This window comes from Actinoallomurus sp. NPDC052308, from assembly GCF_040679195.1.
In the GTDB taxonomy this organism is placed as follows: domain Bacteria; phylum Actinomycetota; class Actinomycetes; order Streptosporangiales; family Streptosporangiaceae; genus Actinoallomurus; species Actinoallomurus liliacearum.
In genome coordinates, this window is the sequence record NZ_JBFAUM010000060.1 from 1 (window position 1) to 11,950 (window position 11,950).

Annotated in this window: 11 protein-coding genes and 1 pseudogene; 7 read left to right on the forward strand and 5 right to left on the reverse strand. The window is 72.1% G+C overall.

Going from position 1 to position 11,950, the window contains the following annotated elements; genetic code table 11:
• Nucleotides 1-477: 477 nt before the first annotated feature.
• The 3 genes from AB0L00_RS45345 to ileS form a co-directional block, all read right to left on the reverse strand.
• A complete protein-coding gene (locus AB0L00_RS45345; protein WP_364444428.1) occupies nt 478-1,233 on the reverse strand; it encodes a DUF1707 domain-containing protein in 756 nt (251 codons plus the stop codon).
• Nucleotides 1,234-1,306: 73 nt separating this feature from the next.
• Nucleotides 1,307-1,582, reverse strand: coding sequence for a hypothetical protein (locus tag AB0L00_RS45350; protein WP_364444429.1), 276 nt, complete (start codon nt 1,580-1,582; stop codon nt 1,307-1,309).
• 72 nt (nt 1,583-1,654) lie between these two features.
• Nucleotides 1,655-4,846 (reverse strand): isoleucine--tRNA ligase, encoded by a 3,192-nt coding sequence (gene ileS / locus AB0L00_RS45355; protein ID WP_364444431.1) that lies wholly within the window; start codon nt 4,844-4,846, stop codon nt 1,655-1,657.
• A 611-nt stretch (nt 4,847-5,457) separates the two neighbouring features.
• Between ileS and AB0L00_RS45360 the strand changes: the two genes are divergently transcribed.
• From AB0L00_RS45360 to AB0L00_RS45370, 3 genes are read left to right on the forward strand one after another with little or no spacing between them, the layout of a single operon-like run.
• Complete coding sequence (locus AB0L00_RS45360) at nt 5,458-5,868, forward strand: TraR/DksA C4-type zinc finger protein (protein ID WP_364444449.1); 411 nt, start codon at nt 5,458-5,460, stop codon at nt 5,866-5,868.
• An 8-nt stretch (nt 5,869-5,876) separates the two neighbouring features.
• Nucleotides 5,877-6,674 carry a signal peptidase II gene (gene lspA, locus AB0L00_RS45365; RefSeq protein WP_364444433.1) on the forward strand — a complete coding sequence of 266 codons (798 nt, stop codon included), beginning with the start codon at nt 5,877-5,879 and terminating at the stop codon, nt 6,672-6,674.
• Entirely contained in the window at nt 6,674-7,603 is a 930-nt protein-coding gene (locus AB0L00_RS45370) for an RluA family pseudouridine synthase (protein ID WP_364444435.1), read from the forward strand. Before lspA ends, AB0L00_RS45370 begins: the two co-directional genes overlap by 1 nt.
• Before the next feature lie 40 nt (nt 7,604-7,643).
• Here the strand turns inward: AB0L00_RS45370 and AB0L00_RS45375 are convergent, their stop codons facing one another.
• Nucleotides 7,644-8,405: an IclR family transcriptional regulator gene (locus tag AB0L00_RS45375; RefSeq protein ID WP_364444438.1), complete on the reverse strand. Its 762-nt coding sequence runs from the start codon at nt 8,403-8,405 to the stop codon at nt 7,644-7,646.
• Between the two features lie 162 nt (nt 8,406-8,567).
• On the opposite strand from AB0L00_RS45375, the gene dhaK reads away from it, so the two are divergent.
• The 3 genes from dhaK (at nt 8,568) to AB0L00_RS45390 (ending at nt 10,904) form a co-directional block, all read left to right on the forward strand.
• The gene (dhaK, locus tag AB0L00_RS45380; protein WP_364444440.1) at nt 8,568-9,569 is read left to right on the forward strand and encodes a dihydroxyacetone kinase subunit DhaK; all 1,002 of its coding nucleotides are present in this window, start codon (nt 8,568-8,570) and stop codon (nt 9,567-9,569) included.
• Between the two features lie 17 nt (nt 9,570-9,586).
• Nucleotides 9,587-10,198, forward strand: coding sequence for a dihydroxyacetone kinase subunit DhaL (gene dhaL / locus AB0L00_RS45385; protein ID WP_364444442.1), 612 nt, complete (start codon nt 9,587-9,589; stop codon nt 10,196-10,198).
• A 319-nt stretch (nt 10,199-10,517) separates the two neighbouring features.
• Entirely contained in the window at nt 10,518-10,904 is a 387-nt protein-coding gene (locus tag AB0L00_RS45390; protein WP_364444444.1) for a hypothetical protein, read from the forward strand.
• A 65-nt stretch (nt 10,905-10,969) separates the two neighbouring features.
• On the opposite strand, the gene AB0L00_RS45395 is transcribed toward AB0L00_RS45390, so the two are convergent.
• Complete coding sequence (locus tag AB0L00_RS45395; RefSeq protein ID WP_364444446.1) at nt 10,970-11,590, reverse strand: Lrp/AsnC family transcriptional regulator; 621 nt, start codon at nt 11,588-11,590, stop codon at nt 10,970-10,972.
• A 144-nt stretch (nt 11,591-11,734) separates the two neighbouring features.
• On the opposite strand from AB0L00_RS45395, the pseudogene AB0L00_RS45400 reads away from it, so the two are divergent.
• Nucleotides 11,735-11,950, forward strand: a pseudogene (locus AB0L00_RS45400) (ABC transporter substrate-binding protein); the annotation flags it as partial.

An 11,950-nucleotide genomic window follows, 5' to 3' on the forward strand; every position in this document is an offset into this window, starting at 1 on the left:
ACCACTTTCTTACCAACCACCATGATGACAGGCCGGGCTCCTGGGGGGGCGGTCCTCCCCCCGGGGCGCCCGCCGCGGGCGGCCGGGCCCAGGTCGCGTCCGAGGGATCTCCGCCCGGCTGCATGACCCCCAGAGTGCCTCTAGCGGCATTACCGCCCCACCTCCCGGAACCGCGAGCCATCGGGCGGACGAATCAGTCACCTTGCCGTCGGCATCGACGTGCCGGACGGGGCGAACCGGTCATCGGCCGTCAACGCCGACGGCAGGGAAACTCAGGGCGGCCTCGTCCGCGGTGATCACGGGAGAGCCAACCAAAATCGCCGGGCACCGAGCCTGACAGCACTTCACCCACAAGCGCCACCTGAACACTCACAGATCACTGGTGGATGCTGCTGCTAGAACGCAGTGGACGCCGGTGATCAGGTCGCGGAGGCCGACTCGCTCGGCCGATACGGTGTAGGTCCCCGGACGGCCGCGTCAGCGGGCTCGCCGGTGCCGGCGCAGCTCCCGTTGCTGCTCACGGAACTCCCGGTGCACCGCGCGCTGCTTCTCCCGGAACTCACGGTGCAGGCTCCGCTGCCGCGCGTGGAAGTCACCGCCGTCGACCGCCGCAGGCTCAGCGCCCTGGTCGACGTTCAGCCGTTTGACGTCGATCCCGCCGAGCAACGCCATGCCCGTGAGCCGGATCACCGGGGCGTCCGGGCCTACCGTGTCGTCGGACGGCAGTGAGCAGCCGCCCATGACGGAGGTCACGGAGTTCACCACGCGCACGCCGGGTGGAACGGTGATGGACACGCCGCCCATGATGGTCGTGATGTTGATGGTGACCTCGCGCTGGGCGAGCACGGCCTGGCGGAGATCGAGCTCGACGCCGCCGAGCACGGCGACCACGTTGGTGTGCGGCTCGACCAGCCAGCGGCCCTTGCGCTCGGCGCCGCCCAAGATGGCGACCAGGTTCGGCGAGCTCGCCTGCGGGGCCGGCAGGTCGTCGCGCACCACCTGTGGAGCCGCGGGCATGGGGCCGCCGGCACCCGGGAGATCGGCGACGATCGGTGCCAGCTCGGCGTACGTCTTCGCCTGATAGACGACGTCGAGCCGCTCGGCGTGCTCCTCCGCCGTGAGCCGGCCCTCGGCGAGGGCCTCGCGCAGCCGGTCCGCGATCCGGTCACGGTCGGCGTCCGAGGCGCGCATCAGGCTCGGGTCTACCTCAACGGGCTTGTCGGGTACGTCCACGCCAGCATCATTCCGCACCGGCCCGACAGAGGCCAGACGTGGCGGCCCGTACCGGCGCGGACGGAGACGTGTCTCATTGTGACCGGAGCAGGTCCGGCTGCGGCGCGCCGGCCGCGACGTGGTCGGGCCCGTCGAGCAGGCTCACCACCGGCTCGTCGGATCGCCGCGGTCCGCGCCGGAGGCCGGACGTGGTCGCCCGTACCGGCGCGGGTGGGGATGAGGAATGGTCATCCGTATCGGCCTGGACGAGGCCGGTCGCGCCGGCCCGGACAGGGGCGAACCGGTGGTCTCCGCGTCGGCTCAGGGCGAGGCCGGCCGTGGCCCGGTCGCGGGACCGGGGACGCGTCACGGCGCGTTCGGGACCGCCGTCCGTTCCGTGGTGGGCGGGGCGGCGGTCCCGGAGCGACGACCGGGGGGCCGGTCAGGCGGATCGGCGCAGCCAGAAGGTCAGCCGCAGTTCCTCGTCCCGGAAGGCCGGCAGGTCCGAGTCGGGCTCGCTGTCCTGCCAGGTGTTCGCGAGCACCTCGCCGGCCACCTCGTCGCCGTGCTCACGCAGTGTGGCGGCGAGTTCGGCGTCGCTCGTGCGCCACCACAGGTCGATCCGGTCGGAGATGTCCAGGCCGCTGTTCTTGCGGGCGTCCTGGACGAGCCGGATGACCTCGCGGGCGAGCCCGGCGCGGCGGAGCTCCGGCGTGACGGTCAGGTCGAGCGCGACCGTCTCCCCGGCGGCGCTCTCCACCGCCCAGCCGCTGCGCGGCCGCTCGGTGACGATCACCTCGTCGGGCGTCAGGTCCACCTTCCCGACCTCGGCCGCGTCGACGGTCACCGTGCCGGAGTCGCGCAGGCCGTGGACGAGGCCGGCCGGGTCGGCCGAGGTGACGGCCGCCGCGACCTTCGGCGTCTGCTTGCCGAACCGCTTGCCCAGCTCGCGGAAGTTCGGCTTGACCTGGTACTCGACGAGCTCGCCGCCGATCGAGGCGAGCGTGTCGAAGCCCTGGACGTTGAGCTCGTCGGCGATCTGGGCGCGCAGCTCGTCCGGGAGCGACGCCCAGCCCGCGGCGCCGACCAGCGCGCGGCCGAGCGGCTGGCGGGTGCGGACGCCCGACGCGGCACGGGCGGACCGGCCGAGCTCCACGAGGCGCCGGACGAGGGCCATCCGGGCGGACAGCTCCGGGTCGAGGACCGTCTCGTCCACCTCCGGCCAGGCGGCCAGGTGCACCGAGTCCGCGTCTCCGTCGCGCCGCAGGACGTCCCACACATAGTCGGTGACGAACGGGGCGATCGGCGCCATCAGCCGCGTCAGCGTCTCCAGGCACTCGTACAGGGTGGCGAACGCCGCGGCGTTCTCACCGGCGCCGTCCTGCTCCGGTCCCTCCCAGAAGCGGCGCCGGGAGCGGCGGACGTACCAGTTCGACAGGTCGTCGATGAAGTCGGCGAGACGACGCCCGGCGGCGGCCGTGTCGAAGCCCTCGAGGGCGGTGTCCACCTCGCGGACCGTGCGGTGCAGTTCGGCCAGCACCCACCGGTCCAGCAGCGGCCGGTCGGCGTGCGCGGGGGCGGCCGCGTCCGGCGTCCAGCCCGCGGCGTTGGCGTACAGCGCGAAGAACGACGCGGTGTTCCAGTAGGTGAGGAGGATCTTGCGGACGATCTCCTCGAGCGAGGCGTCGCCGACCCGGCGGGCCGCCCACGGCTGACCGCCCGCGGCCATGTACCAGCGCAGGGCGTCGGCGCCGTGCTTGTCCATGAGCGGGATCGGCTCGAGGACGTTGCCGAGGTGCTTGCTCATCTTCCGGCCGTCCTCGGCGAGGATGTGGCCGAGGCAGACGACGTTCTCGTACGACGAGCGGTCGAAGACCAGCGTGCCGACGGCCATCAGCGAGTAGAACCAGCCGCGGGTCTGGTCGATGGCCTCGCAGATGTACTGCGCCGGGTAGGACGCCTCGAAGACCTCCTGCCGCCGGTGCGGCGCGCCCCACTGGGCGAACGGCATGGAGCCGGAGTCGTACCAGGCGTCGATCACGTCGGGGACGCGGCGGGCCTCCTTGCCGCACTCCGGGCAGGCGAAGGCGACGTCGTCGACGTACGGGCGGTGCGGGTCGAGCGCACTCAGGTCCTGCCCGGCGAGCTCACCCAGCTCCTTGAGGGAGCCGACGCAGGTGGCGTGGTCGTCCTCGCACAGCCAGATCGGGAGCGGGGTGCCCCAGTAGCGGCTGCGCGACAGCGACCAGTCGACGTTGTTCCGCAGCCACTCGCCGTACCGGCCCTCCTTGATCGTGGCCGGGAACCAGTTGGTGCCCTCGTTCTCCGCCAGGAGCCGGTCCTTGATGGCGGTGGTCCTGATGTACCAGGCGGGCAGCGCGTAGTAGAGCAGCGGCGTGTGGCACCGCCAGCAGTGCGGGTAGCTGTGCTCGTACCGTTCGACGCGGAAGAGCAGGCCGCGTTCGCGCAGGTTCTCGACGAGCCGCGCGTCGGCGTCCTTGAAGAAGGTCCCGCCCACGAGCGGTACCGACTGTTCGAACCGGCCGTCCGGGTTGACCGGGTTGACGACGGGCATGCCGGCCGCCCGGCAGGTCGCGAAGTCGTCGGCGCCGAAGGCGGGGGCCAGGTGCACCAGGCCGGTGCCGTCCTCGGTGGTGACGAACTCGGCGCCCAGCACCCGGTGCGCGTCGGGGATCTCGACGAGGTCGAAGGGCCGGCGGTACGGCGTGCCGACCAGGTCGGCGCCCTGGACGCGGGACAGGATGTGCCAGCCCTCGCCGAGGACGCGGGCGAACAGCGGCTCGGCGACCACGACGCGGCCCGGCTCGCCGGACCGGGCGGCGACGACGTACGTGACGTCCGGGTGCACGGCGACGGCGGTGTTGGACACCAGCGTCCAGGGGGTGGTCGTCCAGATGAGGAGGTCGGCGCCCTCGAGCGGCCCCTCGGCGATCGGGAACCGCACCGTCACCGACGGGTCGGTGACCGTCTCGTACCCGCCCGGCTGGCCGAGCTCGTGGTCGGACAGCGGGGTGCCGCAGCGCGGGCAGTACGGGCTGATGCGGTGGTCGCGGACGAGTAGGCCCTTGTCGAAGACGACCTTGAGGGACCACCAGACCGCCTCGACGTACTCGGGGTCCATCGTCCGGTAGGCCTGGGCGAGGTCGACCCAATAGCCCATGCGCTCGGTCATCGCCTCGAAGGCGTCGACGTGGCGCAGCACGGACTCGCGGCAGCGGGCGTTGAACTCCGCGACGCCGTACGACTCGATGTCGCGCTTGCCGGAGATGCCGAGCTCTTTCTCCACGGCGACCTCGACGGGCAGGCCGTGGCAGTCCCAGCCGGCCTTGCGGCGGACGCTGTAGCCCTTCATCGTCTTGAACCGCGGGAACAGGTCCTTGAACACGCGGGCCTCGACGTGGTGCACGCCGGGCATGCCGTTCGCGGTCGGCGGTCCCTCGTAGAAGACCCACTGCGGACCGGCCTCGGTCTGCTCCAGGGACCGCTGGAAGACCTTGCCCTGCCGCCACCGGGTGAGGACCTCGCGCTCCAGGGCGGGAAGGTCGACCTGCGTGGGAAGGGTACGCAGCCTGCCGCGCCCGCTCTCGGGCGTGACCTGCGGCTCGTCGGGCATTCGGGTGCACCTCCGGCGTCACAACACAGCATGTGGACCGGAGGGACGAGGCGGTGAGCCCCGCGGTACCACCCTCCTTGGCCGCTCCGCGAAACCAGGGAACGACCCGCTCATTGCGGTCGGCTGCCGGATCTACTGGGCCTGACGGCCGTTCTGCCGGCGGCTACGGGGTGATCAGACCGCCGCGCCCACCCCCGGACTCGCACCGTCTCCGGGTCGCTCATGGCTGCGTACGGCGGCAGGTGTCCCCATCAAACGCCTTGCCGATAGCGACGATAACGCACGGGGGCGGGTGACTTCTTCCCGAATACGGAGCGGAGGCGGGCACGAGGAGGTTTCGGGCGGCCTCGGGGGGTCAAGCGCGGGCAATGACACGCCAGGGAGGAGTGACGCGATGGCGGCGTAATGGGCGATATGCGGAGTGTGACAACCCCTGGTCATTTGCCGTCCGGCGAACCGCGACCTATGCTGCCCGCACTGCTGGAAAACAAGATCAGCGCGAGGGGGCCCATATGGACGGTACCACTGGTGCGGAAGATAAGAATCGCACAGCGGAGGCACCCCGTACATCGCGCACCGCGCCGCGACGCCGGTCGGCCAAGGCTCAGCAGATCTCCACGGCCACCGCGGAACGGCTTCCGGTCCGCGAGGGGGAGGACCTGTGGACCAGGACCGAGCTGTCCGAGGTCCGTGACCGGTTGCAGACGGAGATGGGGGAGCTGACCGCCGAGATCGCGACGGCCGAGTCGCAGATCGCCGAGCGCATCCACGACGCCGCCGAGGGCGCCGGCGACGACCAGGCCGACGCCGGAGCGAAGACGTTCGAGCGTGAACAGGCGATGGCGCTCACCTACAACGCCCGTGATCTGCTCGCCCAGAACGAACGCGCCATCGTCCGGATCGACCAGGGCACCTACGGCGTGTGCGAGTCGTGCGGGCAGGCGATCGGCAAGGCGCGCCTGCAGGCCTTTCCGCGTGCGACCCTATGTGTGAGATGCAAACAGCGCGAGGAGCGTCGCTGAGCGACGCCATGAACCCAGAAGAAGAAGTCGCGGCACGGCCACGGCGCATCGGCGTGCTCATCGCCGTCGCGGCGGTCGCCCTCGCCCTCGACGTGGTCAGCAAGGTCATCGTCGTGGCGCTGCTGCAGGACCACGACCCCATCCGGCTGGCCGGCGGGCTGCTGACCCTGCGGGTGATCCGCAACAGCGGGGCGGCGTTCAGCATCGGCAACGGCATGACCTATGTCTTCACCGTGATCGCCACCGGGGTCGTCGTGGCGATCCTGCGGTACGCCCGGCGGCTGCGCAGCCTGCCGTGGGCCGTCACCCTCGGCCTCCTCCTCGGCGGTGCGCTGGGCAACCTCGCCGACCGGATGCTGCGGTCGCCGGGACCGCTGCGCGGCCACGTCGTGGACTGGATCGAGCTGCCGCACTGGCCGACGTTCAACCTGGCCGACTCGGCGATCGTGTGCGGCGGCGCGCTGGCCGTGCTGCTGGCCTCCCGCGGCCTGCAGGTGGACGGCACCGTCTACCGCGACGGGGACGACAAGGACGACGCCGCGAAGGACGCCGCCCCGGCGAAGACCGACGCCCCTCAGGCCGACGAGGCCGTTAGTGACACCCCGTCGGGCCGCGCGCCCGGCGGCGAGGCCGCTCCGGCCTCGGAGGGAGGCCCGGCCGCCGACCCCGGCCGGACCGCCGACGCCGGCACGCCGGAAGGCGACGGCCCGGCTGCCGAGGGTTCACCCTCTGGCCCGGCTGCCAAGGGACCATCCTCCGGCCCGGCCGGCAAGGGATCGTCCTCCGTCCCGGACGCGAAGCACTGATGGGCGAGCACCGCAGCCTGCCCGTGCCCGACGGCCTGGAGGGGGAGCGGCTCGACGCCGCCCTGGCCCGGCTCTTCGGGCTGTCGCGCAGCCGAGCCGCGGAGGTCATCGCGGCCGGTGACGTCCTCGTCGACGGAAGGGCGGCCGCCAAGTCCGACCGCATGCAGGCGGGCACGTGGCTCGAGGTGACGCTGCCGGCGCCGCCGTCCGCGCCGCTGCCCGAGCCCGAGCCGGTCCCCGGCATGTCGATCCTGTACGAGGACGCCGACATCGTCGTGGTGAGCAAGCCGATCGGCGTCGCCGCCCACCCCACCACCGGCTGGACCGGGCAGACCGTGCTGGGCGGCCTCCTCGGCGCCGGCCACACGATCGCCACGAGCGGCGCCGCCGAACGCCAGGGCATCGTCCACCGCCTCGACGCCAACACCACCGGGGCGATGGTCGTGGCCAAGAGCGAGATCGCGTACTCCCGGCTGAAGCGCGCGTTCAAGGAACGGACCGTCGACAAGCGGTACCACGCGCTCGTCCAGGGGCATCCCGACCCGCTGCGCGGCACCATCGACGCGCCCATCGACCGGCACCCCTCCGGGGACGGCCGGTTCGCCGTGGTGGCGGGTGGCCGGCCCTCGGTGACCCACTACGACACGATCGAGGCCTTTCGGGCCGCGAGCCTGCTGGACATCAAGCTGGAGACCGGGCGCACCCACCAGATCCGCGTGCACATGTCGGCGGTCCGCCACCCCTGCGTCGGCGACTTCCTGTACGGCGCCGACCCGACCCTGTCCGCCCGGCTCGGGCTGTCCCGGCAGTGGCTGCACGCCGTACGCCTCGGGTTCGAGCACCCGACCGAGGGCCGGTGGGTGGAGTTCGACAGTCCCTACCCGGACGATCTGGCGCACGCCCTCGACGTCGTCGCCGCCGAGTCCTGAGCCGCTCCGTCTCCGGCACGACGGCGCGCGGCCGGGGGCGTCACCGCCCGGGCGATACGGGCCAGCCGGGCGCGCCGAGCTCGCGGGAGATGGCGCGGGCGGCCTCCCGTACGGCGCCGGCGGCGGCGTCGGGCGCGGGCCATTCGAGCATGGGGATCACCACGCCGATGGCGCCGACGACCGTCCGGGAGCTGTCGAAGATGGGGGCCGCCAGGCCGCACTCGCCGATGACGGCCTCCTCCTGTTCGACGGCGAGGGCGTCGGCGCGTACCCGGTCGAGCTCCGCGCGGAACTCGGCCGGGTCGGTCACCGTGTCCCGCGTCATGCTGCGCAGCGGACCGCCGGCCTCGAGCGCTCGGGCCTGGTCGGGCGCGTAGGCCAGGATCGCCTTGCCGAGCGCGCTCGCGTGGGCGGGGATCACGATGCCGACCTCCGGCATCTGCCGGGACCCGTCGGGTCGTGGCTCGTGATGAACGATCATGACCTCGTCCGGGAGCAGCACCCCGGTGCGTACGGCGTGGCCGGTGCTTCGGGCGAGCTCGCCGGCCCAGGTGAGACTCCGGGAGCGGAGCTCCAGCGTGTCGAGGTAGACGTTGCCGAGCTTCAGCACCGCCGGGCCGAGGCGGTAGCGGGCGGAGCCCTGTTCCTGGAGCACCAGGCCGTGCGCCTGCAGGGTCTTGATGATGCCGTGGACGGTGGACGGCGCGAGCTCCAGCCGGGCCGCGATCTCCGACAGGCTCAGGTGGCGCTCGGCCTGTAGGACGCCCAGGACCCGGATCGCCCGATCGACGGACTGGATCATCCGCGCCCTCTTCCGGTCGTCCTCCGGCCCGCCTGCCGATCGCACTTTACAACAGCGGGCCGACGTCCTAAATTCAGGCCATTCGGCATTATCGAATCTTATGCGGTCATGCCGAAGTGCTTCGGGTGTCTCCCTGCCGACCCGACGTGTGAAGGAGGAGCCATGCCCGTACGACAGCTGGTGAACGATCCGGCCGACCTCGTGCCGGAGGCGCTGCGGGGGTTCGCGCGGGCCCATCCCGCGCTGGTCCGCCACAACGAGGACCCGGCGTTCGTGGTCCGCGCCTGGCAGGAGGGGGCCAAGGTCGCCCTCGTCTCGGGCGGCGGTTCCGGTCACGAGCCCCTGCACGTCGGCTTCGTCGGCGAGGGCATGCTCGACGCGGCGGTACCGGGCGCGGTCTTCGCCAGCCCGACCGCGTACCAGATCAAGGCGGCGATCGAGGCCGCCGACCGCGGTCAGGGCGTGCTCCTGATCGTCAAGAACTACACCGGTGACGTCCTCAACTTCCAGATCGCCGCCGAACTGGCCGCCGATGACGGCATCGAGACCCGCACCGTCCTCGTGGACGACGACCTGGCCACGGACGGGCAGGACGAGGGCGGCCCCGGACGCCGGGGCACGGCCGCGGTCGTCGCGGTGGAGAAGATCTGCGGCGCCGCCGCCGAACGCGGAGCGTCCCTCGACGACCTGCTCGCACTGGGCGAGCGGGTGACCCGTTCGGCCCGCACCCTGGCCCTCGCGCTGGCCTCCTGCACCCAGCCTGGGCAGGACCGGCCGTCGTTCGACCTGGCCGACGACGAGATCGAGTTCGGCGTCGGCATCCACGGTGAGCACGGCGTGGCGCGCCGGCCGTACGGCCCGGTCCGCGACCTCGTCGGCGAGCTCACGCGGCCGATCGTCAAGACGCTGGAGCTCGGTCACGGCGACTCGGTGATCGCCATCGTCAACGGCCTCGGATCGACGCACGACCTGGAGCTGGCCGCCGTCCACGGCGAGCTCACCGCGATCCTGGACGACCTTGGCGTCGACGTGGCCCGGTCGCTCGTCGGCTCGTACGTGACGTCGCTGGACATGCGCGGCTGTTCGATCACGTTGCTGCGCGCCGATGACGAGCTGGTCGAGTTGTGGGACGCGCCGGTCCGCACGCCGGCGCTGACCTGGTGACAGACGGGAGTACGGGCATGGACGCCACCACCATCGACGCGCGGGCCTGGGCCGAGCGGTTCATCGCCGAGATCGAGCGGCGCGGCGCCGAGCTGACCGAGCTCGACCGCCGGGCCGGCGACGGGGACTACGGGACGAATCTCGGCTCCGCCGTGCGCCGGGCCGCCGCCAACCTCGAGGCGGACGGCGCGGACACGCCGGGCGCGGTCTTCACGGCCGTCTCCAACGCCTTCCTGAACACCGGCGGCACCAGCGGCCCGCTGTTCGGCATGTGGTTCCGGGAGTTCGCCAAGGCCCTCGGCGCGGAGGTCACCACGAAGGCGCTGAGCGAGGCGGCGGGCAACGCGGCGGCGGTCGTGCAGCGGCTCGGCAAGGCCGAGGTCGGGCACAAGACCATGGTCGACGCCATGGTCCCCGCGGCACGGGCGCTGGCCGAGGCGGCGGAGCGGGACACGGACGTCGCGACCGCCCTGCGCGAGGCCGCGACGGCCGCCCATGAGGGCGCCGCGTCCACCGAGGACCTGCTGGCCCGGCGCGGCAGGGCCAGCTATGTCGGCGAGCACGCCCGCGGCGTCGTCGACCCGGGGGCGCTCACCGTGGCCTGGTTCTTCGACGCGGCGACCGGGTGACCCGGCGTCCCGGCCGGCGGGAACGCCGGCCGGGGCGTCACCGAGCCCGCCGCCGCGAGTGGCGCGCCGTTCTGTTCGGGGGCCGCCCGATTTCGGGGGCGGCGGCCGCCGGACTCCCCGGGACCGTCGTCGTCCCGTTCGGGCGCCGAGCGCGCGGCGGCCGGCGGCGGTCACGGCGCGGTGCACCCGCCGGCCGGTACCCGAGACGTTTGGAAGGGCGTCCGCGCCGCGCCATCCTGTTCGTCCATGCGGGCACGCGGGATCGGCCGAAATGTTCAGCGCGGGTTGCGCATGACGCGAAAACCGGCACGATGCACCCGTGAACGAGACGAAGCATCACAATTTGGACGGCCGACGGTTCGTCATGGTGAGCTCCACCGCGAGCCGGGTGGACCCTGATTCGCCCACGCAGTTCGTCTACCAGGAGGCGGACGGCGTGATCTGGGGCAGCTACGACGGCGACACGGTCGCGCACGGCCGGTTCGTCGGGACGCGGCGGGACGACCAGATCGAGCTCAACTACGTTCACCTGACCAAGGGCGGCCCGAGCCCGGTGGCCGGGCGCAGCACGAGCCGCATCGAGGCGCTGCCGGACGGGCGGCTCAAGCTGGTCGAGGAGTTCCAGTTCGAGGGAGACGACACACCGCAGGTCAGCGTGTGCGAGGAATTCCCCGTCCAGGAGGAGACCCGTCGAGCGGACTCCTGAGACCGGCCCTGCGGTCCGAGGCCGGCCCTGCGGTCCGAGGCCGGTCGTGCGGCCTGAGGCCGGTCCTACTGCCCGCCGAGGTCGGCGCGTCCGGCGTTCGCGCGGACGAACCGCATGCTGCCCAGCGGCGAAGGGCCGATCTCGGCGGCGGGCTGAGGGGCGGGCAGCGGTCGTTCGTCCGACGGCAGGATGAAGGGGCGGCGCAGCACCTCGTCGAGGATGAAGACCGTCTCGGTCGCCTTGACCGCGGGGATGCTCGCCAGCCGATGGGTGACCAGGTGGTGCACCGTGGCCACGTCGCGGACCCTGATCTGGATCATCGCGTCGTGCTGGCCGGTGGTGATCGCGCAGTACTCCACCTCGGGCATCAGCGCCAACTGGTTACGGAACTGCCGCCACATCTGCTGGCGGACGGTGACGAAGATCAGCGCGCAGACGCCCAGCCCGGCGCGGACCGGGTCGACCTGAGCTGTGAACCGGACGATCACGCCGTTCGCGCGCAGCGCCTCGAACCGGGTGTAGGCGTTGGCGCGGGAGATGCCCACCCGCTGCGCGAGGGCGGAGATCGAAATCCTGCCGTCCTCGCGCAGAACGTCCAGTATTCGCAGGTTGGTGGCGTCCAGGTCGGCGGGGATTCGTCCAGGCCGCCACTCTTCAGTCGGCGATCCGTCCGACGTTTCGTCCATGGGTGCAGGCTCCTGAAGCAGTTCATCTCGACTTTCGGGGTGGCCGTGGACACCCTGGCGACAACACTGCACTATCAGTACCTAATCGTCTAGATGTGGGCAAATACCGCATTTCCCCCTGACCGAAACCCTCGGAGGCTGTACATGCCGAGCCTGCGCTCCGCGCCCCGGCGGGCGATCCTGCCCGTCCTCGTGGCGTCCGCGATCAGCCTGACCGCATGCTCCGGCGGCGGATCCTCCTCGTCGTCCTCGTCGTCCGGAGGCAAGACGCTGGTCGTCGACACGTCCTTCAACCTGAAGACCGCCGACCCCGGCCGGATGTACGAGCAGACCGGCCTGATGGTCGACCGAGCGCTCTAC

Bases quoted from the DNA above. Each gene is read 5' to 3' on its own strand.
- ileS (WP_364444431.1), bottom strand. From the start codon at position 4,846: ATGCCCGACGAGCCGCAGGTCACGCCCGAGAGCGGGCGCGGCAGGCTG.
- lspA (WP_364444433.1), top strand. From the start codon at position 5,877: ATGAACCCAGAAGAAGAAGTCGCGGCACGGCCACGGCGCATCGGCGTG.
- AB0L00_RS45370 (WP_364444435.1), top strand. From the start codon at position 6,674: ATGGGCGAGCACCGCAGCCTGCCCGTGCCCGACGGCCTGGAGGGGGAG.
- AB0L00_RS45375 (WP_364444438.1), bottom strand. From the start codon at position 8,405: ATGATCCAGTCCGTCGATCGGGCGATCCGGGTCCTGGGCGTCCTACAG.
- dhaK (WP_364444440.1), top strand. From the start codon at position 8,568: ATGCCCGTACGACAGCTGGTGAACGATCCGGCCGACCTCGTGCCGGAG.
- dhaL (WP_364444442.1), top strand. From the start codon at position 9,587: ATGGACGCCACCACCATCGACGCGCGGGCCTGGGCCGAGCGGTTCATC.
- AB0L00_RS45395 (WP_364444446.1), bottom strand. From the start codon at position 11,590: ATGGACGAAACGTCGGACGGATCGCCGACTGAAGAGTGGCGGCCTGGA.